Source organism: Streptomyces sp. NBC_01314 (assembly GCF_041435215.1).
In the GTDB taxonomy this organism is placed as follows: Bacteria; Actinomycetota; Actinomycetes; order Streptomycetales; family Streptomycetaceae; genus Streptomyces.
In genome coordinates this window covers 7,285,519-7,306,363 of sequence record NZ_CP108394.1, presented here as the reverse complement: position 1 = coordinate 7,306,363, position 20,845 = coordinate 7,285,519, and the positions used below count along the sequence as shown (strand labels likewise).

General features: G+C 69.9%; 21 protein-coding genes and 1 pseudogene. 14 read left to right on the top strand and 8 right to left on the bottom strand.

All coding sequences use genetic code 11. The annotated features are described in order from the left end of the window. The first annotated feature begins 16 nt into the window (after window positions 1-16). From OG622_RS32275 to OG622_RS32260, 4 genes are all read left to right on the top strand, one after another. Window positions 17-1,219 (top strand): ABC transporter substrate-binding protein, encoded by a 1,203-nt coding sequence (locus tag OG622_RS32275; protein ID WP_371580139.1) that lies wholly within the window; start codon window positions 17-19, stop codon window positions 1,217-1,219. A gap of 29 nt (window positions 1,220-1,248) precedes the next feature. Next, complete coding sequence (locus tag OG622_RS32270; RefSeq protein ID WP_371580138.1) at window positions 1,249-3,021, top strand: ABC transporter permease; 1,773 nt, start codon at window positions 1,249-1,251, stop codon at window positions 3,019-3,021. After that, entirely contained in the window at window positions 3,014-4,141 is a 1,128-nt protein-coding gene (locus OG622_RS32265) for an ABC transporter ATP-binding protein (RefSeq protein WP_371580137.1), read from the top strand. The genes OG622_RS32270 and OG622_RS32265 overlap by 8 nt, the downstream gene beginning before the upstream one ends. Window positions 4,142-4,320: 179 nt before the next feature. Continuing rightward, window positions 4,321-5,031, top strand: coding sequence for a hypothetical protein (locus tag OG622_RS32260; protein WP_371580136.1), 711 nt, complete (start codon window positions 4,321-4,323; stop codon window positions 5,029-5,031). A gap of 211 nt (window positions 5,032-5,242) precedes the next feature. On the opposite strand, the gene OG622_RS32255 is transcribed toward OG622_RS32260, so the two are convergent. Continuing rightward, complete coding sequence (locus OG622_RS32255; protein ID WP_371580135.1) at window positions 5,243-5,752, bottom strand: ATP-binding protein; 510 nt, start codon at window positions 5,750-5,752, stop codon at window positions 5,243-5,245. A gap of 157 nt (window positions 5,753-5,909) precedes the next feature. On the opposite strand from OG622_RS32255, the gene OG622_RS32250 reads away from it, so the two are divergent. Continuing rightward, window positions 5,910-6,764 (top strand): Scr1 family TA system antitoxin-like transcriptional regulator, encoded by an 855-nt coding sequence (locus OG622_RS32250; RefSeq protein WP_371580134.1) that lies wholly within the window; start codon window positions 5,910-5,912, stop codon window positions 6,762-6,764. Then, window positions 6,761-6,991: a DUF397 domain-containing protein gene (locus OG622_RS32245; RefSeq protein WP_371580133.1), complete on the top strand. Its 231-nt coding sequence runs from the start codon at window positions 6,761-6,763 to the stop codon at window positions 6,989-6,991. The genes OG622_RS32250 and OG622_RS32245 overlap by 4 nt, the downstream gene beginning before the upstream one ends. Window positions 6,992-7,055: 64 nt before the next feature. Here the strand turns inward: OG622_RS32245 and OG622_RS32240 are convergent, their stop codons facing one another. Both OG622_RS32240 and OG622_RS32235 read right to left on the bottom strand, forming a co-directional pair. Then, window positions 7,056-9,527, bottom strand: coding sequence for a hypothetical protein (locus tag OG622_RS32240; RefSeq protein WP_371580132.1), 2,472 nt, complete (start codon window positions 9,525-9,527; stop codon window positions 7,056-7,058). A gap of 365 nt (window positions 9,528-9,892) precedes the next feature. After that, window positions 9,893-10,612 (bottom strand): DUF6333 family protein, encoded by a 720-nt coding sequence (locus tag OG622_RS32235; protein WP_371580131.1) that lies wholly within the window; start codon window positions 10,610-10,612, stop codon window positions 9,893-9,895. A 174-nt stretch (window positions 10,613-10,786) separates the two neighbouring features. Between OG622_RS32235 and OG622_RS32230 the strand changes: the two are divergent. From OG622_RS32230 to OG622_RS32220, 3 genes and pseudogenes are all read left to right on the top strand, one after another. Continuing rightward, a pseudogene (locus OG622_RS32230) lies at window positions 10,787-10,876 on the top strand (transcriptional regulator); the annotation flags it as partial. Continuing rightward, window positions 10,873-11,121, top strand: coding sequence for a DUF397 domain-containing protein (locus OG622_RS32225; protein ID WP_371580130.1), 249 nt, complete (start codon window positions 10,873-10,875; stop codon window positions 11,119-11,121). The pseudogene OG622_RS32230 and the gene OG622_RS32225, both read left to right, overlap by 4 nt. Window positions 11,122-11,128: 7 nt before the next feature. Continuing rightward, window positions 11,129-12,124 carry an AraC family transcriptional regulator gene (locus OG622_RS32220; protein ID WP_371580129.1) on the top strand — a complete coding sequence of 332 codons (996 nt, stop codon included), beginning with the start codon at window positions 11,129-11,131 and terminating at the stop codon, window positions 12,122-12,124. 64 nt (window positions 12,125-12,188) lie between these two features. On the opposite strand, the gene OG622_RS32215 is transcribed toward OG622_RS32220, so the two are convergent. The 5 genes from OG622_RS32215 to OG622_RS32195 form a co-directional block, all read right to left on the bottom strand. Then, window positions 12,189-12,581, bottom strand: a complete 393-nt coding sequence (locus tag OG622_RS32215; protein ID WP_371580128.1) for a hypothetical protein — start codon at window positions 12,579-12,581, stop codon at window positions 12,189-12,191. Further along, on the bottom strand, window positions 12,578-12,871 hold the full coding sequence (locus tag OG622_RS32210; protein WP_371580127.1) for an Arc family DNA-binding protein: 294 nt from the start codon (window positions 12,869-12,871) through the stop codon (window positions 12,578-12,580). The genes OG622_RS32215 and OG622_RS32210 overlap by 4 nt, the downstream gene beginning before the upstream one ends. 79 nt (window positions 12,872-12,950) lie before the next feature. Continuing rightward, complete coding sequence (locus OG622_RS32205) at window positions 12,951-13,748, bottom strand: sugar phosphate isomerase/epimerase family protein (protein ID WP_371584291.1); 798 nt, start codon at window positions 13,746-13,748, stop codon at window positions 12,951-12,953. A gap of 32 nt (window positions 13,749-13,780) precedes the next feature. Then, window positions 13,781-14,941, bottom strand: coding sequence for a dihydrodipicolinate synthase family protein (locus OG622_RS32200; RefSeq protein WP_371580126.1), 1,161 nt, complete (start codon window positions 14,939-14,941; stop codon window positions 13,781-13,783). Continuing rightward, the gene (locus OG622_RS32195; RefSeq protein WP_371580125.1) at window positions 14,938-16,089 is read right to left on the bottom strand and encodes a Gfo/Idh/MocA family protein; all 1,152 of its coding nucleotides are present in this window, start codon (window positions 16,087-16,089) and stop codon (window positions 14,938-14,940) included. The genes OG622_RS32200 and OG622_RS32195 overlap by 4 nt, the downstream gene beginning before the upstream one ends. A 235-nt stretch (window positions 16,090-16,324) precedes the next feature. On the opposite strand from OG622_RS32195, the gene OG622_RS32190 reads away from it, so the two are divergent. The 5 genes from OG622_RS32190 (at window position 16,325) to OG622_RS32170 (ending at window position 20,639) form a co-directional block, all read left to right on the top strand. Further along, window positions 16,325-17,368, top strand: a complete 1,044-nt coding sequence (locus tag OG622_RS32190) for a LacI family DNA-binding transcriptional regulator (protein ID WP_371580124.1) — start codon at window positions 16,325-16,327, stop codon at window positions 17,366-17,368. 642 nt (window positions 17,369-18,010) lie between these two features. Continuing rightward, window positions 18,011-18,214, top strand: coding sequence for a CsbD family protein (locus OG622_RS32185; protein ID WP_371580123.1), 204 nt, complete (start codon window positions 18,011-18,013; stop codon window positions 18,212-18,214). Window positions 18,215-18,507: 293 nt separating this feature from the next. After that, window positions 18,508-19,512 carry an iron-containing redox enzyme family protein gene (locus OG622_RS32180; RefSeq protein ID WP_371580122.1) on the top strand — a complete coding sequence of 335 codons (1,005 nt, stop codon included), beginning with the start codon at window positions 18,508-18,510 and terminating at the stop codon, window positions 19,510-19,512. A gap of 100 nt (window positions 19,513-19,612) precedes the next feature. Continuing rightward, the gene (locus OG622_RS32175) at window positions 19,613-20,410 is read left to right on the top strand and encodes a methyltransferase (RefSeq protein WP_371580121.1); all 798 of its coding nucleotides are present in this window, start codon (window positions 19,613-19,615) and stop codon (window positions 20,408-20,410) included. After that, window positions 20,391-20,639 carry a CDGSH iron-sulfur domain-containing protein gene (locus tag OG622_RS32170; protein WP_371580120.1) on the top strand — a complete coding sequence of 83 codons (249 nt, stop codon included), beginning with the start codon at window positions 20,391-20,393 and terminating at the stop codon, window positions 20,637-20,639. The genes OG622_RS32175 and OG622_RS32170 overlap by 20 nt, the downstream gene beginning before the upstream one ends. Window positions 20,640-20,845 lie beyond the last annotated feature (206 nt).

Genomic DNA, 20,845 nt, shown 5'->3' with positions numbered 1-20,845 from the left:
CGCCAGGAGGAGAACCATGGCCAGATCCAGCCACGTCGGCACCGGGCACACCAGCGTCACCAGCACGGCGTCCGTGTACCGGCGTCCCGTCCGGCGCCCCCTCGCGGCGGCGTTCGCCGCGACCCTCGCGCTCGGCACCCTGGGCGCCTGCGGCGGTGGTGACGACGCCGCGCCGAAGGTGGCGGAGAACAAGATCGCGGCGGGCCAGGTGCCCGACTACTACCCGGCGGACTACGCCGACCTGATCGCGGCGGCCGAGAAGGAGGGCGGCAAGCTCACCGTCTACTCGAACCTCGGCGACGAGAACATGGCGCCGATCGTCCGGGACTTCAAGAAGAAGTACGGCTTCGTCAAGACCGTCTCCGTCAACGAGCTGGACAGCGACGAGCTGTTCCAGAAGACCCTGTCCGAGAACGCGGCCGGCTCCTCCCCGGCGGACGTCCTGATCTCCAGCGCGGCGACCGCGTGGGCCGACTTCTCGGCCCGCAAGGGCACGGTCCTGGAGTACAAGTCGCCGGAGCTGGAGGAACTGGGCGCCGGCGCGGAGCTGCTGCCGAGCGTGTACTCGATATCGCAGGACCCGATGACGATCGCGTACAACACGTCGCTGATGGAGACCCCGCCGACCACGCTGACGGACTTCGCGAAGATCCTCACCTCGGACGAGGACAAGTACAAGAACAAGGTGACGGTCCGCGACCCGGAGGGCTCGTTCGGCTTCACGGTCACGCGGGCGCTCACCGAGGGCAACCCGGAGTCCTGGTCCGACCTGGAGAAGATTCTTCCGCTGACCCGCCCGGAGACCTCGTCCGGCACCCAGCTGGAGAAGATCGTCGCCGGTGAGTACATGGCCGGCTTCCTGATCAGCGCCTCCCCCGCGTACCCGGTCGTCGAGGACAGCGCGGGCCTGGTGAAGATCGTCTTCCCGAAGGACGGCACGGTCGTCCTGCCGCGCGGTCTCGGTATCGCCGCCGAGGCGCCGCACCCGGCGACCTCGAAGCTCTTCCTGGACTTCGCCCTCTCGGACGAGGGCCAGCGCGCGGTCGCCGAAGGCGGTCTGGCCTCGTACCGCGAGGGCGTGAAGGGCGAGGGCCTGCACACCTACCAGGAGGTCGTCGACGCGGTCGGCGAGGAGAACATCATCCACGTCGAGTACAAGCCGGTCACGAAGGACGACGCCGCCGCCTGGCAGGAGCGCTTCGACGGACTCCGCAAGTAGGCAGCCCGGGACGATCGGAGTCAGAACAGATGTCAACCCTCACCCAGCCGCCGCGCACACCCGCCGGCGAGTCGCCCACGGAGACGTTCAGGCCGCCGCGCTACCGCCGCCCCCTCGGCATCGGGCGGGACACGGCCGTCCAGTACGCGGTCCTGGCGTTCCTCGCCGTCCTGGTGCTGGCCCCGATCGTCCCGACGCTCTACCAGAGCATCCGCAACCGCCCGCTCTACGAGGCGGGCGGGGCCTTCACCCTCAGCGGGTACAGCGACCTCTTCACCAAGGCCGGTTTCGGTGAAGTCGCGCTGAACACCCTGCTGTTCGCCTCTCTGACGACGATCCTCAGCCTGGCGATCGCCATCCCGATGGCGATCGTGGTGGTCCGGACGAAGCTGCCGGGCGGCCGGCTGGTCGCGCTGGCGATGCAGTGGCCGTTCTTCATCTCGTCGCTGATCCTGGGCTTCGGCTGGATCATCATGTACGGCCCGGCCGGGTTCGTCAGCGTCAAGGTGCAGCAGGTCTTCGGCGGGGTGCCGTGGAACCTGTACTCGATCCCCGGCATGGCGCTCACGGAGGCCGTGGCGCTCGCCCCGATCGCGTACGTCTTCTGCGCCAACGCCCTGCGGCAGTCGGACGCGTCACTCGAATCGGCCGCCCAGGTCTGCGGCGCCGGCCCCTTCCGCATCCTCGCCCAGGTGATCGTCCCGCTGCTGCGGCCCCCGATCGTCTACTCGGCGATCCTCGTCTTCTCCGTCTCCATCGAGACGCTGAGCGTGCCGCTGCTGTACGGCCAGCCGGTCAGCATCGACGTCTTCTCAACTTTCCTCTACCACAACGGACTTCAGTCGGTGGACCCCGACTACACGATGCTGGGCGCCGCCTCCACGGTGATCCTCGTGCTCACCCTCAGCCTGGTCGCCGTACAGGCGAAACTCCTGAAGGACGCGGCCCGGTTCGTGTCCGTGCGCGGCAAGGTGACCCGGCCGCGCAAGCTCGACCTGGGCTGGCTGAAGTGGGTGAGCATCGCCTGCATCTGGTTCTACGTGATCGTCGGCGCCCTGATCCCGATCGCGGGCCTGGTGATGCGGTCCTTCACGCTCGTCTTCACGCCGCTGCAGTCGCCGTTCAGGACGGTCACGACGAAGAACTACGAGCTCGTCTTCGACTCCGACAACTACGTGCAGTCGCTGTGGAACAGCCTCGTCGTGGCCGGTGTCGGCTCGGTGGTGGTCAGTGTCCTCGCCGTGCTCGCGGTGATGGTGGCCCGCCGCTCCACGTTCAAGTGGGGCCGGGCGGTGGAGTATCTGGCCCTCATCCCCCAGTCCCTCCCCGGCATCATCATCGGTATCGGCTTCTTCTGGGCCTTCGCGCTCGCCCCGTTCGGGATGGGCTCGGCCCTCCAGGGCACGATCTACGCCGTCATCATCGCCTTCGGCATGCGGGCCCTGCCCAGCGCGTTCGGCTCGGTCGCCCCGGCGATCATGCAGATCGGCGCTGAACTGGACAACGCGGCCCGGGTCTCCGGCGCCGACTGGCTGATGACCTTCTTCCGCGTCCTGCGGGCCCTGATCACACCGGCGTTCGCCGGAGCGCTCGTCCTCACCTTCGTGATCATGCTCAAGGAGTACTCCCCGGCCGTGTTCCTCAGCTCGGCCGACAACAACATCCTCGGCACCACCATGCTCAGTCTCTGGACGCAGGGCAGGGCCGGATCCGTCGCCGCGCTGGCCACCCTCCAGATCGGCATCACCGCGGTCTTCGTCGCACTCGCCGGACTGCTCATGAAGGGAAAGCACCATGCCTGAGGTGACCGTCAAGAACCTCGCCAAGACGTTCGGCGACAACTCCGTCCTCCGCGATGTCACCTTCACCATCAAGGACGGCGAGTTCTTCACTCTGCTCGGCGCGAGCGGCTGCGGCAAGTCGACGACGCTGAACTGCATCGCGGGCCTGGAGCAGCCGACGGAGGGCTCGATCGCGGTGGGCGGGAGACCGTTCGTGGACGCCGGGGCGGGGATCTTCCTGCCGCCCGAGGAGCGCAACCTCGGCATGGTCTTCCAGTCGTACGCGCTGTGGCCGCACATGACCATCGCGAAGAACCTCGCGCTGCCGCTCAACATACGCAAGGTGCCCAAGGACAAGCAGCGGACGCTGATCCACGACGCCCTCGACAAGGTGGGTCTGGCCGCGCTCAGCGGCCGGTACCCGCACCAGCTCTCCGGCGGCCAGCAGCAACGAGTGGCTCTGGCAAGGGCGTTGGTGTACTCGCCGTCGGTCCTGCTGCTGGACGAGCCCCTGTCGAACCTCGACGCGAAACTCCGCGAGCAGGCCCGTGCCTGGCTGAAGCGGCTCCAGGAGGAGCTGGGCATCACGACCGTCTACGTCACCCACGACCAGGACGAGGCCCTGGCGCTCAGCGACCGGATCGCCGTGATGGAGGGCGGCAACATGATCCAGATCGGCACGCCGCACGAGATCTACGAACGCCCCGCTGCCCCGGCCGTCGCCGCGTTCGTCGGCCGCTGCAACTTCCTCACCGGCAGGGTGGTGAGCCTGGACGGCACCCGGCACACCGTGCTCCTCGACTCCAGCGGGGACGTCGTACGGGTCGACAGCGAGCAGCGCGTCCCGGCCGGCGACTCCGTGACGGTGGCGGTCCGCCCCGAACGCCTTGAGGTCGTCGCCTCGGCCGAGACCCCGGCCGGCGTGAACAGGCTCAACACCCACGTCATCACCAGCTCCTACGTCGGCTCCCGCTACGAGTACGACGTCCGCCTGGGCGACCAGGTGGTGCAGGTGCTGAGCGGCAACGGCGGGCTCGCGGGCGAGGTGGCACTGGTCTTCGACCCGGGGCACGCGCTCCTCTACGCCGACAAGGTCGAACTGCCGCAGGACCAGCGGGACTTGCTGACGGTGACGTCGTAGCCATGGCGGCCCCCTTCTGACCATTCTCCCCTCCCCCAGTCCCCTGGAAGGCCGTTGAACCCGGCCTTCCAGGGGACGCCCTCATGAGCGGTGACTGCCGGGAAACGGCAACGAAGAGCGGAGCGAGGCTGCCCGACAACCTCGTTGTCTGCCCGGTCGTGGCGGGTGAGGCTGTGGCCATGAGAATCGGCGCGACGCTGCTCACGTTGTCCCTGGCCCCGTTGCTGGCCTGCGTCCTTGTGTTCGCCGTGTGGCTGCCCCAGGACATGAACCGCTACGAGGAGTACGGGGCGGCCGAACCGTGCGGCGCCGGCGCCCCGGCGAGGGAGTGGGAGGACTGTCTGCGTACGGTCTCCTTCACCGTCGACAGCACCCGGAACACACGGAGCAGAAGCGGCGGTTACCGGGCGGCGTTGTCCGGCGCGCCCCTCTGGAACCGGACCGTGGAATTCGGTGGCCCGGACCCCCTGCTGGAACGCCTGCGGCCGGGGGACCGGGTCACCGGAACCGTCTGGCGCGGAGACATCACGGCACTCAGCCGGGAAGGCGTCCGGCAGAGCACCTCCGAGGAGCCCCGCGACGAACCCCAGATGACGGCCGCGATCGGCACGTTCGCGGGCCTGCTGGCGGCCCTGGGGTTCTGGCTCGGCGCGATGCGGCTGACCCGGCCCCGTGACCGCGAGATCTTCACCTGGGCGGGGTACGGCAAACCACTGCTCATCGCGCTGCTCGTCGCCTGCTGCGGCGTGGGGCTGCCGTTCGTGTGGCTCGGCCTCCCGTGGTGGCTCGTGCCCGCCGTCGTCGTACCGCTCATGGTGTACACGGCCTGGCAGGTCCACCGGTACCGACAGCCGCGTGCCGCTCGACAGCCGGTGCCGGTACCGGAGTAGGAATGCCGGTGAGGCGGGTGGCCTCGCGCCCCGGCGGGCGGGCCGGGTCAGTGCCGCCGGACCGGGATGCCCAGTGCCCGGAAGATCTCCCGGGCCTCCTCCCGGTACGGGGCGGGGTCGTCGTGGCCGGTCCGTTCGGCGGCCCGGCCGAGGAGGTCGAGGGCCTGGGCCCGGATGGTTCTCGGCCGCGGCCTCGTGGACCCGCCTTCCGCTAGTACCGCCGACCGCGCCTCTTCGGCGGCCGGCGCCCGGGAAACCGTCTCACCAGCGACCGCCAGCCCGGCAGATCGATCTCGACGAGCACGGTCTTGCCGGGCGGCTTGCGGTCCTGGACCTCCCAGCGGTCGGCGAGCGCGTCGACGAGGAGCAGACCGCGCCCGTCCTCGTCCAGGGGGCGGGTCTGTCGTACGGCGCCGGGGCCGGGCGGCAGGCGTTCGGCGCGGGTGTCGGTGATCTCGATGCGGAGGGAGCCGGTGGGGAGGGAGAGGCGCAGCTCGAAGTCCCGGCCGGGGACGCGGCCGTGTGTCACGGCGTTGGCCGCCAGCTCGGCCACGACCGCCGCCGCCCTGTCGGAGGCGTCCGAGCCGTACGGGATGCCCCAGGCGTGCAGTTGGGTGAGAGTGAGGCGTCTCGCCAGGCGAGCGCCCAACGGTGTCGAGCTGAAGCGCTGGGTGAAGGCGTGCACGGTGGCGGGGTACCGCGGAGCGGGTGGAGCGGTCATGCCGCCAATGTGGCCTGCGGGGACGCCGGTTCACCAGCTCCGCGCCGCGTACGCTGCGGGAGCGTACGCGGTTACGCACTGGACGGTACTGGTGACGTGCTGTGACCATGGGCGTTGGACGGTGTGGTTCGGTGGGCGGGTGCGCGGGAGGTGGCCCATGGTGGCCGACAGCGGCGACATGGCGGCGACTGGGACGGGCGGCGGGGAGCCGGAGGCGTCCGACAGCCTGCGGACGTTCGGGGCGATGGTCCAGGCGCTGCGGGAACACGCGGGGCTGGGCCGCGAGGAGCTGGCCGACGTCATCGGTTACTCCAAGCACATGGTGGCCTCGGTGGAGTTGGGGCGGAGGATGCCGGACGCGGCGCTTGTGGAGGGGGTGGATCGGGCGCTGGGGAACACCGGGGCGCTGATCAAGGCGGCTCAGCATCTGGGGAGGCAGCCGGGGTTGGCGGCTTGGTTCCGGAAGTGGGCGCGGTTGGAGGGGACGGCGATCGTGCTCTATACGTACGAGTGCCGCCTGATTCCCGGGTTGTTGCAGACCGAGGCGTACGCGCGAACGCTGTTCAAGAACCAGCTGCCGCCATTGGGCGATGAACAGATCGAGGCCCAGTGGGCGGCACGGTCGGAACGGCAACGACTGCTGAGGGAGCGACCGAACACGGCGTTCGGGTTCATCCTGGAGGAGGGGTTGTTCCTGCGCCACACAGGCGGGGCGAAGATCACGAGGGAACTCATCGGCCACGTACTGGAACTCGGCGAGTTGCGGAATGTCGAGATTCAGATCATGTCTCAGAGGCAGGAAACCCACTCCGGACTCGATGGCCCCATGCAGTTGCTGGAGACACCCGAGAACCGACACCTCGCCTACTGCGAGGGGCAGGAAAGCGCCCAGTTCATCTCTGACCGCAAAGTGGTCAGCATGCTTCAGATGCGGTATGCCAGGATGCGCTCACAGGCTCTCACTCTCACAGACTCCAAGAGCCTGTTGCAGCGGATGCGAGGGGACCTATGAGCACCACTGAACTGGCCTGGTTCAAGAGCAGCTACAGCAGCGGCGGCTCCGGCGACTGCGTCGAGGTCGCCCTCTCCTGGCGCAAGTCCAGCGACGGCGACGACTGCGTCGAAGTAGCCACCTGCCCCCACACCATCCACATCCGCGACTCCAAGAACACCACCGGCCCCCAGCTCACGCTCTCCCCCACCGCCTGGGCCGACTTCCTCCCCGCCGCCGAAGGCTGACCGCACAGCGACGCCCCCACCGGAGGCGTCCGGCGGGGGCGTCGTGTGGTGCAGGTCGGGGTGGCTAGCCGGCCGTGGTCCTACGGCGGCGCATCCACCACACCAGCGCTCCGCCCACGGCGGCCAGCGCCGCGGAGACCGCCGCGATCAGGCCGACAGGGGTGTCGGATCCGGTGTCGGCGAGGTCGCCGCCCGGAGGCGTCGGCTTGTCTCCGGTGTCGCCCGGGTCCGGCTTGTCCGCACCGTCGGTGGGCTTGTCGGTCGGGGTCGGGTCGGGCTTGTCCGTCTCCGTGGGCGTCGGGGTCGGGGTGGGAGTTGGGTTGGGGTTGGGGTCGTCACCGTCGGAGGCGGTCACCTTGCCGCCGCCCAGATAGAGCGTGTCGGTGTCCCGGTAAGAGGCGTCGTCGGACTTCCGGGAGTTGACGGTGGTGTTGTCCAGGTCCCGGTTCTCCAAGTTGAACTGTGCACGGGAGATGTTCCGCTTGGGCTGCTTGGAGAAGTCCACGCCGCCGACGATGTACACCCGGACGCCTTGCGCGGTGTCCACGTCGTACGTGAACTCGCCCTCGGTGTAGATCTTCCGGTACTTGCGGAAGAGCTCGTCCTTGTCCCAGTTCTGGTTGGGGGCGCGCAGCGGCCACGCCTCGACGTCGTTGCTGTTGATGACCGGCCGGAAGTCGGTCGGGTTCTTCGCGTCCTGCTGCCGGATGTACTCGGCTGCGACCCGGGAGGTGTAGACGCGGCGCAGGTCGGCGTACTGCGGGGCGCTGTTGATCTGCTTCTCGACCTCGGGGACGATCATCGAGTCGATGACCGCCTGGGCGGCCCTGATCTCCGCGTCGTCGGGGTCGCAGATCGGCTCGCCCGGGCCCTCGGTGACGGTCTTCTGCGCGGTCGACTTCAGGGCCAGCGGGGCGTCGAGGATGTAGATGCCGCCGTCCTGCTCGCGCACCTGCGCGGGCTTGGGCTCGATCCAGTTCCGCAGGCCGGGCATGCACGGGTTGCCGTTCTGCTTGGGCAGGGCCGCCCAGTACCGCTTGCCGAGGTCCGTCTTGGGGTCCATGGCCTTGTAGAAGTCGTGCTTCATCTGAAGGTCGGCTTCGAGCAGGATGCGGCCGGCGTCGGTGGAGCCGAACTTGGAGTCCATGACGCGGTCGGGCTCGTCCGGGTTCAGGTTCACCCAGAACTTGTCCGGCGTCAGCGCCAGCCATGTGAACATCGCATCGGAGGCGAGCTGCATCTTCGCCTCGCCGCCCCAGCCGGGGTTGTTGTCCGGGTCGGGCATCTGGTCGGCGCGCATGCTGTATTGCATGCCCTTGCCCTTGCCCAGGCCGCCGACGTAACGCAGCTCGACGGTGGAGAAGTCGACACCGCCGAAGCCGCCCCTGGGCAGAGTGCCGCGGGTGTCGAGGCGGCGGGCCTCGGCCTGGAACCGCTTGGCTTCCTCCAGCGTGCGGCCGGAGCTCAGGGCCCGCTGGTTGGCCGGGCCGCGGGTGCCGCAGCTGTTCGCGGAGGCGGCCATGGTCTTGGGGCCGCCGGTCTGGCAGCCGGGGGCGAACCAGCGCTGGTGGTCGGAGTAGCCCTTGATGGGGGTGGTCTTGGGCGCGGGGTTGTAGATGCGCTGGTTGCCGCGTACCTGGTTGCGCTTGCCGCGCTCGTCCGAGATTTCCTTGTTGAAGTCGTTGATCAGCTTCTGCTGGCCGGCGGTGAACTTCTTCGCACCGGTGTAGCGGAAGGTGTGGTCCTTCATGGAGCGGGCGACGACCTTGTCCTTCTCAAGCTGTGCCTTCTCCAGGCGGGAGTTCGACTTGAACTCGTTGAACTGCTTGGTCCTCTTGTTGTAGGCGTCGTAGCGGCGTTCGCCCACCTTTTTATTGTCGGCGTCGAAGAGTTCGACGTAGACCTCACACCGCCAATCCGGGCCGATGAGCTTGTAGTCACGTACGAGCCGGGCCTCGAACGCGGCACCCTTGGTCACGTTGGTCTGGTTGCGGATGTAGATCTTGTCGAACCAGTCCTTGAAGTCCTTCTTCTCGCCGGTGTTGAGCCAGCGGGCGTAGATCTCCATCGCCCGGTCGGCGGGCTTGCCGGAGGCGTCGGCGGTCTTCCGCCACTCCTTGTAGTTCTTCTCCGGGTCCGAGTCCTTGGAGCTGGCGGTCTCCCTCTCTTGCGCCGTGGGGGCCTGAAGCCCGTCGTACGCCTGGCCCGGGAGGTCGAACTCGTAGTTCGCCGGAAGGTCGTTCGCTATGTGGAAGTTACCGCTCAGGTCGTCGGGGAATCCGGAGTCCAGCGGGGTCTCGGGTTCTTCTGGCAGCCCGTTGCGGGTGTCGCAGCGCTTGCCGGGCGGATTGCCCTTGAGCTTGGCCGTGACCGCCGGACCGGCGGCGGCGGTGTCGATGGGCATGCCCGGCAGGCCGGTCAGGGTGACGGCGGCGGCCAGGCCCGCGGCAGCCGTGAGGCGCGCCGTGAGCCGCCACCGTCCGGGTATCTGGAGAGCTCGGTTAAAGATGACGTCTTCCCTCGTTGTGGGGGGCACTGAGGGGGTGTGGGTCGCGCGTGAGGCCCCCGTGACGTGTACGCGCCGCGGCTCACCATAGAGCCCGAAGTCGGCGTATCAAGGGGATTGTTGACGTTGATGGCGTTGTCAACGAAGCATCAATTGTGGGTAAAAAGTGGGTAGTTCATCTCAGCGGGGTGCGACGGCAGTCCCACGCGGCGCCTCGGCGCCCGGCACGCGCCCTCGCCACACCGGCCAAAGCCCCAGGTAGTTCCTCCCCCGCTCCCGGCTTCACCCGACGCTGGGGCCTCGTCGAGGGCTTCCGTCCGACACATCGAGAACACGCCCCGAACACCACAGGCGCCGCACAGGACTTTCACAAGACCCGCCGGGTGTTCGGACGACTAGCCGCCGACGAAGTACAGCTCTTCCATCGTGGACGTGGCGAACTCGGTGTGCCGCACGCGGAAGGCCGTGGTCCGGATCTGCTGCCAACCCCAGGGGTCGGCTTTACCCAGGGCCAGTGCGGCGAAGTCGGCCCATTCGATGTCGGCCGGGTCCTCCTCGTCCAGGCCCAGGTCCTCCAGCGCCTCGGCGGGGATGCCTAGGGCGGAGGCGACGGCGCCCGGGTCGCCGGTCACCTCGAACGGCTCGTCCCCGGTCCAGCCGGCGGCGTGGAACATGGTCCCGTCGGGCAGCCAGACGATGTCCTCGGTGTGGGACGCCCCGCCGTGGAAATGGACACGGCCGACGATGCGGGCGTCCGGATAGCGCTCGCGCAACGTGCGGGCCTCGGACAGGAGGGGGGTGTCGTTGCCGCTGTCGGCCAGCGCCGGGTCGCTGATACCGAGGACGTGCCCCCACGCGGCGGCCTGGACGATGTCGAGGTCGGTCCGTGTGTCCGGGGAGGGCACGTCGAGGACGGACCGGGGCCCGATCTCCTCCAGGACCTCGTCGACGGTTCCGAACGACGCGGCGAACTCCGCTGCCCGGACGCGGTCGTTGGGGGGAAACGTGCGCGCGTCCACGTCGAACGGCGGGAGGAGGACGGTGATGTTGCAGTGGCCCATGGATCCGCGCACCATGCGGTCGGGCGGGAGGGTCCAGAAGCTGTTGTCGGTCATGCGGGCCACCGTAGCGGCGCTCACAGGCGGGCCGACGAAACGGCCTGTTGGCGTTTGAGGTCCGACGAAGGCTTCATCAGCCCTGATGCGGAAGCGGTGGCCACGGTGGTACTTGGCCTGTCAGCTTGTCGGACGGCCATGGCTGCTGAGGGAGAGGCCGAACACGGCGCTCGGGTTCAGATGCGGTATGCCAGGATGCGCTCACAGGCTCTCACTGTCACAGACGCCAAGAGCCTGTTGCAGCGGATGCGAGGGGATCTATGAGCGCCACGGAACTGGTCTGGTTCAAGTCGAGCTACAGCAGCACCGGCTCCGGCGACTGCGTCGAGGTCGCCCTCTCATGGCACAAGTCGAGCTACAGCAGCGGCGGAGACGGCGACTGCGTCGAAGTAGCCGTAGCCCTCCCCCACACCATCCACATCCGCGACTCCAAGAACACCACCGGACCTCAGCTCGCCCTCTCCCCCAGCGCCTGGGCCGACTTCGTCCCGTACGCCGGGCAGGGCTGACCCCGACATGATCGGAACGGTCTTCCGGAGCGACGACGTGCCCGAGGAGCACCGGTTCGAGTACTGGGGCGAGTTGATGCACCGGGCGATCGCGCCCAGTCACATGAGCAGCCCGTTCGCCGACGACTTCTGGGCGGAACAACGGCTGATGGAGCTGGGCCCGGTGCTGGTGTGGCCGACGTCGCACCTGCCGACGGGGTTCCGGCGTACCGAGAAGCAGGTGCGGCAGTCCGACCCGGAGATGTACCACCTGTCGCTGGTGCTCGGCGGCGACCTGGGGTTCGAGCATGTCGGGCGGGCCGAGGCGTACGGCCCGAGCGACCTGTGGGTGAGCGACACGTCACGGCCGTACGAAGTGCACCTGCCGACCGACCGGGGCCGTCAGGTGATCACGGGCGTGGGCGTGGACTTCCCCAAGGCGCTGGTGCCCCTGCCGCCCGTCCGCATCCAGCAGTTGCTGGGGCGGCGGCTGCCGGGGCGGGCAGGGGTGGGTGCCCTGCTGACGGGGTTCCTCACCGGCCTGGAGCAGCAGGCCGACGTCCTCCAGCCGTCCGACGCGCCCCGGCTGGGCACCGTCCTGATCGACCTGCTCTCCGCCTGGTTCGCCCAGGTGCTGGAGGCGGAGGACGCGCTGTCTCCGGAGACCCGCCAGCGGGCGTTGACGACGCGCGTACGGGCGTTCATCCGCCAGAACCTGCACGACCCCGAGCTGGCACCGCCCGTGATAGCGGCCGCGCATCACATCTCACTGAGCTATCTGCACCGGCTCTTCCAGGAGGACACCCCCGGTGAGACGGTCGCGGCCTGGATCCGCGCCCAGCGCCTCGAAGGCGCCCGCCGCGACCTGGCGGACCCCAACCTCGGCTCCACTCCCGTCCACACCATCGCCACCCGCTGGGGGATGGTCCGCGCCTCCGACTTCACGCGCGCGTTCCGCAGCACGTACGGGGTGTCGCCCATGGAGTACCGCGTGCTGGTACAGGCGGGGGCACAGCCATCGTGATCCCCTGCGGTGAGCCGCTGGGCGAGCACCGCGACACCCATCGGAACGGACGACACCCCGCCCGTCAGCGATTCAGGTCCATGACCCCGACCCCGAGCCCCTCATAGGGCTCGGGCTCCACCGTGGCGACCAACGCACCCATGGGGATCATGTGGTTCGGCCTCGCCGCATGAACAGCGGCCGAAACGCTGTGGGCAACGCCCCCACGACCAAGCTCCGCAATGGTCACGGCCATCGCATAGTCGTCTTCGACGAGATGGAGTACGTCGATCAGCAGACCCACGTGGTCGACGATTCCCTCGCTGTGGCGCTCGGCCTCCAGAAGACAGAAGACGGGCGCCCACAGGCGTACGTCGTCGCTCGCGGCCGCGGCATGGATGAGGCCGGAGACCTGTTTGTTGCCCCCCATGGCCAGGAGAGTCGGAGCGTCGAGGACGTAGTGCTCAATCTGGTTCATCCGGACGCCTCCGGTTCCGACACCGACACCGCTAGGGCGGCTCGGTGAGCGGCCGTGGCCTCCCGCATCTTGCGGCGCATTTCGGCGGACTCCTCGTCCGACACGTAGTGGCCGAAGCGGTCGGCGATCAGGGCGCGCGTGCGATCGGCACGTTCCTTGATCTGCTCGGGTGTCAGTGTCTGAGCGGCTATGTCCTGCATGAGGGCACGAAGGCTCGTCCCTCGGGCCTCGGCCACGGCGGCAAGCTGGTCACGGACTTCGGCGGGCACGCGGATCATGACGTCGGACATGGGGCCAGTATACGTGATGTATACGCCCACTCCGGCGGCGAGACCGGCACCGACCACTCTGCCGGGCTCGCCGCCGGAACTACGCCGCGTGCTCCACGAAGCGCCGCGCCGTCTGTGCCAGCAGCTCGCGGCCGTCGCCCGCCCACAGCTCGTCGTTGAACAGCTCGACCTCGATGGGGCCGGTGTAGCCCGCCGCCTCGACGTAGGACTTCCACTCGCGCATGTCGATCGCGCCGTCGCCGATCTGGCCCCGGCCGGTCAGGACGCCCTGGGGCAACGGGGTGATCCAGTCGGCGAGTTGGAAGGTGTGGATGCGGCCGGAGGCGCCCGCGCGGGCGATCGCCGCCGGGGCCGTGTCGTCCCACCAGATGTGGTAGGTGTCCACGGTCACGCCCACCTGGTCCGCCGGGAAGCGTTCCGCGATGTCCAGCGCCTGGGAGAGCGTCGACACCACGCAGCGGTCCGAGGCGAACATGGGGTGGAGCGGTTCGATGGCCAGGCGTACGCCGTTGGAGGCGGCGTAGGGGCCCAGCTCGGCCAGCGCGTCCGCGATGCGTTCCCGTGCGCCGTGCAGGTCCTTCGAACCCGCCGGAAGGCCGCCCGAGACCAGGACCAGCGTGTCCGTGCCCAGGGTCGCCGCCTCGTCGATCGCCTTGCGGTTGTCGGCCAGCGCCGCCGCCCGCTCCGTCGGATCGATCGCCGTGAAGAAGCCGCCCCGGCAGAGGGTCGTGACCGACAGCCCCGCGTCGCGGACCAGTTTGGCCGTGGCGTCCAGGCCGTACACCGCCACCGGCTCGCGCCAGAGGCCCACGCCCCCGATACCCAACTCCACGCATCCGTCGACCAGTTCGGGCATCGACAGCTGCTTGACCGTCATCTGGTTGATGCTGAAACGCTCAAGTCCGGTACTCACTGGGCCACTCCATACACCGCGAGCAGGTTCTTCATCCTGGCCTCCGCCAGCGCCGGGTCCGGGAACAGGCCCAGGCCGTCGGCGAGTTCGTAGGCGCGCGCGAAGTGCGGGAGGGAGCGGGCCGCCTGCAGGCCGCCGACCATCGTGAAGTGCGACTGGTGGCCGGCCAGCCACGCCAGGAACACCACGCCCGTCTTGTAGAAGCGGGTGGGGGTCTGGAAGAGGTGGCGGGAGAGTTCGACGGTGGGGTCCAGGAGCTCCCGGAAGCCCTTCGTGTCGCCGGTGTCCAGGACGCGGACCGCCTCCGCCGCCAAGGGGCCGAGCGGGTCGAAGATGCCGAGCAGCGCGTGGCTGAAGCCCTTCTCGTCGCCCGCGATCAGCTCGGGGTAGTTGAAGTCGTCGCCCGTGTAGCAGCGGACGCCGACCGGGAGCCTGCGGCGGATGTCGATCTCGCGCTGGGCGTCCAGCAGGGAGACCTTGATGCCGTCGATCTTGTCGGGGTGGGCGGCGATGACGGCGAGGAAGGTGTCCGTGGCCGCGTCGAGGTCCGACGAGCCCCAGTAGCCGTCCAGCGCCGGGTCGAACATCGGGCCGAGCCAGTGCAGGACGACCGGTTCGGTGGCCTGACGGAGCAGATGGCCGTAGATCTCCAGGTAGTCCTCGGGGCTCGTCGCGGCGGCGGCCAGCGCGCGCGAGGCCATCAGGATCGCCTGGGCGCCCGACTCCTCGACGAGCGCCAGCTGCTCCTCGTACGCCTTGCGGATCTCCGGCAGCGAGGCCGTCGACGGGTCGGTGAGCTGGTCGGTGCCCACGCCGCAGGCGATACGGCCGCCCACCGACTTCGCCTCCGCCGCGCTGCGGCGGATCAGCTCCGCCGCGCCGGCCCAGTCGAGGCCCATGCCGCGCTGCGCGGTGTCCATCGCCTCGGCGACGCCCAGGCCGTGCGACCACAGGTGGCGGCGGAAGGCGAGGGTGGCGTCCCAGTCGACGGCGGCGGGGGAATCCGGGGACACGTCCGCGTACGGGTCGGCGACGACGTGCGCCGCCGAGAAGACCGTACGGGAGGTGAAGGGGGCGCCGGTCGTCAGCGCCAGCGGTTCGGTGCGGGGGCTGTAGGGCCTCAACAGCCCGTCCGCGCCGGGGAGTCGGATCGTCACAGCGAGATCTCCGGTACGTCGAGACGGACGCCCTCGGCCGAGGACTTCAGGCCCAGTTCGGCGAGCTGGACGCCGCGGGCTCCGGCCAGCAGGTCCCAGTGGTAGGGCGCGTCGGCGTAGACGTGCCGGAAGAACAGCTCCCACTGCGCCTTGAAGCCGTTGTCGAACTCGGCGTTGTCCGGCACCTCCTGCCACTGGTCGCGGAAGGAGTAGGTGGCGGGGATGTCGGGGTTCCACACCGGCTTGGGGGTGGCGGAGCGGTGCTGGACACGGCAGTTGCGCAGGCCTGCCACCGCCGAGCCCTCCGTGCCGTCGACCTGGAACTCCACCAGCTCGTCGCGGTTGACGCGGACGGCCCAGGACGAGTTGATCTGGGCGATCGCGCCGCCGTCCAGCTCGAAGATGCCGTACGCGGCGTCGTCGGCCGTGGCGTCGTACGGCTTGTCCTGCTCGTCCCAGCGCTGCGGGATGTGGGTGGCGGTGAGGGCCTGGACGGACTTCACGCGGCCGAACAGCTCGTGCAGCACGTACTCCCAGTGCGGGAACATGTCGACGACGATGCCGCCGCCGTCCTCGGCGCGGTAGTTCCAGGAGGGGCGCTGAGCCTCCTGCCAGTCACCCTCGAAGACCCAGTAGCCGAACTCGCCGCGGATGGAGAGGATCCGGCCGAAGAAGCCGCCGTCGATGAGGCGCTTGAGCTTCAGCAGGCCCGGGAGGAAGAGCTTGTCCTGGACGACGCCGTGCTTGATGCCGGCGGCGTTCGCGAGGCGGGCCAGCTCCAGTGCGCCGTCCAGGCCGGTCGCCGTCGGCTTCTCCGTGTAGATGTGCTTGCCGGCCGCGATCGCCTTCCTGATGGCCTCCTCGCGGGCCGAGGTGACCTGGGCGTCGAAGTAGATCTCGACGGACTCGTCGGCGAGGACCGCGTCGACGTCCGTGGTCCAGTGCTCCAGGCCGTGCTGCTCGGCGAGCGCCTTCAGCACGTGCTCCCGGCGGCCGACGAGGATCGGCTCCGGCCACAGCACGGTACCGTCGCCGAGGTCGAGGCCGCCCTGCTCACGGATGGCGAGGATCGAGCGGACGAGGTGCTGGCGGTAGCCCATGCGTCCGGTCACGCCGTTCATGGCGATCCGTACGGTTTTGCGTGTCACGGCCGGTCCTTTCGTTGGTGTGCGTTCGTTTCTGCGTACGCGTCCGGCGCCGCGTACGCCCGACGAAAGGGTGAGCGTCACAGCAAGCGCTTTCTATCCAATGAGAAGCTAGCCTCTGAGCAGCGGTCTGGACAAGACCGCGAGGGGGTCGAGTTGTTCGAGGGAGCGAACGGTGATCGCGGCCGTAAGGTTCCCCGACAGCCCGAACATCACGCGCACCGGAGGACGAGCAACGATGACTGTGACCCTGGCGGACGTGGCGGCCCGTGCGCAGGTGTCGCCCGCGACCGTATCCCGGGTGCTCAACGGCAACTACCCGGTTGCCACGTCCACGCGCGAGCGGGTGCTGAAGGCCGTGGACGAGCTGGACTACGTCCTCAACGGTCCCGCGAGCGCGCTCGCCGCCGCCACCTCCGACCTGGTCGGCATCCTCGTGAACGACATCGCCGACCCCTTCTTCGGAATCATGGCCGCGGCCATCCAGTCCGAGATCGGCGGGCCGGGCGGGCGTGCGGGCGGCGAGCGGCTGGGTGTGGTGTGCAACACGGGCGGCTCCCCGGAGCGCGAGCTGACCTATCTCACGCTGCTGCAGCGGCAGCGGGCCGCCGCGGTCGTGCTGACCGGTGGGGCCATCGAGGATCCGGCGCATCTGGCCGCCGTCGGCCACAAGCTGAGGAAGCTGGCGGAGGCCGGGACGCGGGTGGTGCTGTGCGGACGGCCGCCGACGCCGGAGGCCATCGCGATCACCTTCGACAACCGGGGCGGCGGTCAGCAGCTCACCGAGCATCTGATCGGGCTGGGGCACCGGCGGCTCGGGTACATCGCCGGGCCGCAGGAGCGGACGACGACCCGCCACCGTCTGGAGGGGCACCGGGCGGCGCTGGAGGCGGCCGGGATCGAGGACGATCCCCGGTGGACGGTGTACGGGCGCTATGACCGGCTCTCCGGGTACGAGGCGACGCTGGAGCTGCTGCGACGGGATCCGTCGCTGACCGCCGTGGTCGCCGCCAACGACACCGTGGCGCTGGGGGCTTGTGCGGCGCTGCGGGACTCCGGGCTGCGCATTCCGGACGATTTCTCCGTGGCCGGGTTCGACGATCTGCCGTTCAGCATCGACGCGGTGCCCGCGCTGACGACGGTGCGGTTGCCGTTGACGGAGGCGGGGGCCCGGGCCGGGCGGATCGCCATGGGCCGGGAGGAGCCGCCGCCGGGTGGGATCGCCACGGTGCGGGGGGAGTTGATGGTGCGGGGGTCCAGTGGGGGGCCTCGGGAGGCCTGAGGCGGGGCGGGTTCGGAGGGGTTGGGGGCGTGCCGGGTCGGGGGCGTGCCGGGTCGGGGGATCTGCGGAGTCCTTGGGAGAGGGTCGCGCACAGGGTGAGCGCGCAGAGCGTGATGCCGCCGAAGACGGTCGGGTTCACCCAGCGGGGGCACCAGCTCGGTTCCCGCGCCGCCCGCTGTGACGCACCGGGAGCTGACCGGCAGGGTCATGCGCGTCACCGCATGGACCCCGGTGGCGCCGACGGCCGCGCACATCATCTGGTCCGGGTCGAGGATGTTGAGGATGTAGAGGCCTTGCATCACGCCGTACGCGTACGCGCCGAGCGCCGCCGCGCCCGTCATGACCGCGAGCAGGGCGCGCGAACCGGGCGTTGGGCGGGCGCCGACCGCTGCCCGGCTTCCGGCTTCCGGCTTCCGGCTTCCGGTGAAGAGGAAAGTCCACGATTGGCGAGTGCGGGTCGGCGAGTGCGGGTCGGTCGTGGTTGCTCGCGCAGTTCCTCGCGCCCCTTTCGAGGTGCGGGGGTGTGGGCCGGAGCGGTTCGAAGGCGAGGGTCCCTCACGGAGCGTGATGGTTCGACGCGCGACAGTTACCACTCCGCCTTACGTTGGGCGGGAAGCCATCTCACCCCACCAAGGAGGAACCATGGCCGCCAAGGACAAGGGCAGCATGGACAAGATCAAGGGCAAGGCCAAGGAGATGACCGGCAAGGTCACCGGCGACCGCGAGCAGCAGGCCGAGGGCAAGATGCAGCAGGCGCGCGGCGAGGCCAAGAAGATGAAGGGCAAGGCGCAGGAGCGCGTCCAGGAGACGCAGCGCTCGGCGAAACGCGGCAGTAACGGTATGTGAGGTCGCGTAGCGCCTACTCGTACTCAGACGCGTACGAATACGAGTACGGCCGAGGACTGGTGACACTGCGGTTCGCGGCCAGTGGATGGGGGCTCCCGTAGGCAAGGGAGCCCCCATCGCCATGAGCGCCGCGATCGCCTCCACAGAGGGCCACTCCCGCCGCGCATGGCCCCCGCCAAGCCGTTGGGACGGCCTCGGGCAGAGCCGCGCCCCTTGGCCTCCGCCAGACCACCGGCACGGCCGTGAGCTGGGCGGGCAGGTGAGTACTCACGCATCACGGGTACCCGGCGCCCATGGAGACTCGGGTCGCAGGGCCGGTGCTGCCGGAGAGCAGGGGCCGGGTCTCGGCTGCGGTCGTGGAGTTCCTGCGGGGGAAGGGCGCTCCGCCGGACAGCCGGGAGATCGCCGGGGCCGACCCCTTCGGCGACGATCTCCAGCTCGCCCTCTACCTCTGCTACGAACTGCACTACCGGGGCTTCGCCGACGTCGACGCCGACCTCGAATGGGACCCGGAGCTGCTGCGCTGCCGGGCGGCCCTGGAGTGGCCGTTCCTCGAATCGCTGCGTGACCGGGCGACCCGGCATGTGAGCGCCAAGGAGGCGCTGGACGACCTGCTCGTGGAACCGGCGGCCGGCGACGGCGGTGTCGGTGTCGGTGTCGGTGACTTTCTGCAGGACGAGGGCGAGCTGTGGCAGGTGCGTGAGTACGCGGCGCAGCGGTCGCTGTACCACCTGAAGGAGGCCGACCCGCACGCCTGGGTGCTGCCCCGGCTGTGGGGGCGGGCGAAGGCGGGGATGGCCGCGGTGGAGTTCGACGAGTTCGGCGGGGGCCGGGCCGAGCGGGTGCACGCGCGCCTCTTCGCCGACCTCATGACCGACCTGGGTCTCGACCCGGCGTACGGCCGTTACGTGGACGCCGCCGGAGCCGAGGCGCTCGCGCTGGTGAACCTGATGTCCCTCTTCGGACTGCACCGTGCCCTGCGCGGCGCACTGGTCGGGCACTTCGCGACGGTCGAGATCACCTCCTCCCCCGGTTCCCGGCGGCTCGCCCACGCCATGCGGCGGACCGGGGCCGGCGCCGCCGCCGAGCACTTCTACGACGAGCACGTGGAGGCCGACGCCGTACACGAGCAGATCGTCCGGCGGGAGGTCGTCGCCGGGCTGCTGGAGGAGGAACCGCAGCTGGACGCCGACGTGGCGTTCGGCGTCGACGCCACCAACCATCTGGAGGATGCCCTCGCCGACCGCGTCCTCGGAGCGTGGCGGGCGGGCCGGTCGTCCCTTCGCACGCCGGTCTGACGAGTCCGACGAGTCCGACGAGCCTGATGGACGAGTCTGATGAGTCCGACGATCGGATGACCGATTGCCCTGCTGACGCACCAACCGGAGGCCAATCCCCGTGATCCCACTCTCCCTGCCCGTGTCCCTGCCCGGCGTCTACGCCCCGCAGGACGACACCGAACTCCTGGTCCACGCCCTGGGGCGCGAACCTCTCGCCCCGCGGGCCCGTGTGCTGGACGTCGGTACGGGGACGGGAGCCGTCGCGCTGGCCGCGGCGCGGCGGGGCGCGCTGGTCACGGCGGTCGACATCTCCTGGCGGGCCGTGCTCAACGCCAAGGTCAACGCCGTACTGGCCGGGCTGCCGATCACCGTCGTACACGGAGACCTCCTGGGGCCCGTGTCCGGGCGGTCCTTCGACCTCATCCTGTCCAATCCGCCGTACGTGCCAGGCCCACAACCGGCGCGGCGGCGCGGGCCGGGCCAAGGTCCGGGCGCGGCGCCGAGGCCCGACAGGCTCGGCCCACCGAGGGGCACCGCGCGGGCCTGGGACGGCGGGTGGGACGGCCGGCTCGTGCTGGACCGGATCTGCCGGGACTCGCCGTCGCTGCTGCGGCCCGGCGGGGTGCTGCTGTTGGTCCACTCGGCCCTGAGCGACGCGGAGCGGACGCTGACGCAGTTGCGGGCGGCGGGGTTGCGGGCCGACGTCGTGGAACACCGCCGGGTCGCGTTCGGGCCCGTCCTGCGATCGCGGAGCGACTGGCTGCGCGGTCGTGGGCTGCTGGGAGCTGGGGCCGAAGGGGACGACGGCAGCGGCAGTAACGGGGGCGGCAGCGGCAGTAACGGTGACGGCAGCACTGACGGTGGCGGCGACGAGAAGGAAGAGCTGGTGATGATCCGTGCCGAACGTCCCCGCTGAACGCCGCCGCGTCAGCCTGCAACGTCCTGGCCCACTGCTGGTCGAGGGGCCGGTCGAGGTCACGCTGGACGACGGTACGACCGTGTCGTCGGACCGCTTCTGCGTGGCCCTGTGCACCTGTCGTCGCAGCCGGATCCACCCGTGGTGCGACACCAGCCACCGGCGCCGCGCCCAGCCGCCCACCGGTGTCGACGACCCCGGCCCCGCCCAGCCGCCACCACCCGTCTGAAGGGACCCCGAAGCCATGCGGCCCAAGGAGCACAAGCGGCCGGAGCATCGGTCGTACCGGATCGGGAGCGCGCCGCAGGAGGGCGAGCACCCGGCGCCGGACCGGGGACAGTGCCTCTGCCACGGCTCCCGCTTCGGCCCGGACGGGAGCATCGCCCACGGGAACATCGTCCACGGGCCGGCTGCGCAGCCGTCGGAGCGGCGGGA

What these genes read in the sequence shown, in the direction of transcription:
- OG622_RS32275 (WP_371580139.1), top strand. Translation starts at nt 17, where the DNA reads ATGGCCAGATCCAGCCACGTCGGCACCGGGCACACCAGCGTCACCAGC.
- OG622_RS32270 (WP_371580138.1), top strand. Translation starts at nt 1,249, where the DNA reads ATGTCAACCCTCACCCAGCCGCCGCGCACACCCGCCGGCGAGTCGCCC.
- OG622_RS32265 (WP_371580137.1), top strand. Translation starts at nt 3,014, where the DNA reads ATGCCTGAGGTGACCGTCAAGAACCTCGCCAAGACGTTCGGCGACAAC.
- OG622_RS32260 (WP_371580136.1), top strand. Translation starts at nt 4,321, where the DNA reads ATGAGAATCGGCGCGACGCTGCTCACGTTGTCCCTGGCCCCGTTGCTG.
- OG622_RS32255 (WP_371580135.1), bottom strand. Translation starts at nt 5,752, where the DNA reads ATGACCGCTCCACCCGCTCCGCGGTACCCCGCCACCGTGCACGCCTTC.
- OG622_RS32250 (WP_371580134.1), top strand. Translation starts at nt 5,910, where the DNA reads ATGGTGGCCGACAGCGGCGACATGGCGGCGACTGGGACGGGCGGCGGG.
- OG622_RS32245 (WP_371580133.1), top strand. Translation starts at nt 6,761, where the DNA reads ATGAGCACCACTGAACTGGCCTGGTTCAAGAGCAGCTACAGCAGCGGC.
- OG622_RS32235 (WP_371580131.1), bottom strand. Translation starts at nt 10,612, where the DNA reads ATGACCGACAACAGCTTCTGGACCCTCCCGCCCGACCGCATGGTGCGC.
- OG622_RS32225 (WP_371580130.1), top strand. Translation starts at nt 10,873, where the DNA reads ATGAGCGCCACGGAACTGGTCTGGTTCAAGTCGAGCTACAGCAGCACC.
- OG622_RS32220 (WP_371580129.1), top strand. Translation starts at nt 11,129, where the DNA reads ATGATCGGAACGGTCTTCCGGAGCGACGACGTGCCCGAGGAGCACCGG.
- OG622_RS32215 (WP_371580128.1), bottom strand. Translation starts at nt 12,581, where the DNA reads ATGAACCAGATTGAGCACTACGTCCTCGACGCTCCGACTCTCCTGGCC.
- OG622_RS32210 (WP_371580127.1), bottom strand. Translation starts at nt 12,871, where the DNA reads ATGTCCGACGTCATGATCCGCGTGCCCGCCGAAGTCCGTGACCAGCTT.
- OG622_RS32205 (WP_371584291.1), bottom strand. Translation starts at nt 13,748, where the DNA reads ATGACGGTCAAGCAGCTGTCGATGCCCGAACTGGTCGACGGATGCGTG.
- OG622_RS32190 (WP_371580124.1), top strand. Translation starts at nt 16,325, where the DNA reads ATGACTGTGACCCTGGCGGACGTGGCGGCCCGTGCGCAGGTGTCGCCC.
- OG622_RS32185 (WP_371580123.1), top strand. Translation starts at nt 18,011, where the DNA reads ATGGCCGCCAAGGACAAGGGCAGCATGGACAAGATCAAGGGCAAGGCC.
- OG622_RS32180 (WP_371580122.1), top strand. Translation starts at nt 18,508, where the DNA reads ATGGAGACTCGGGTCGCAGGGCCGGTGCTGCCGGAGAGCAGGGGCCGG.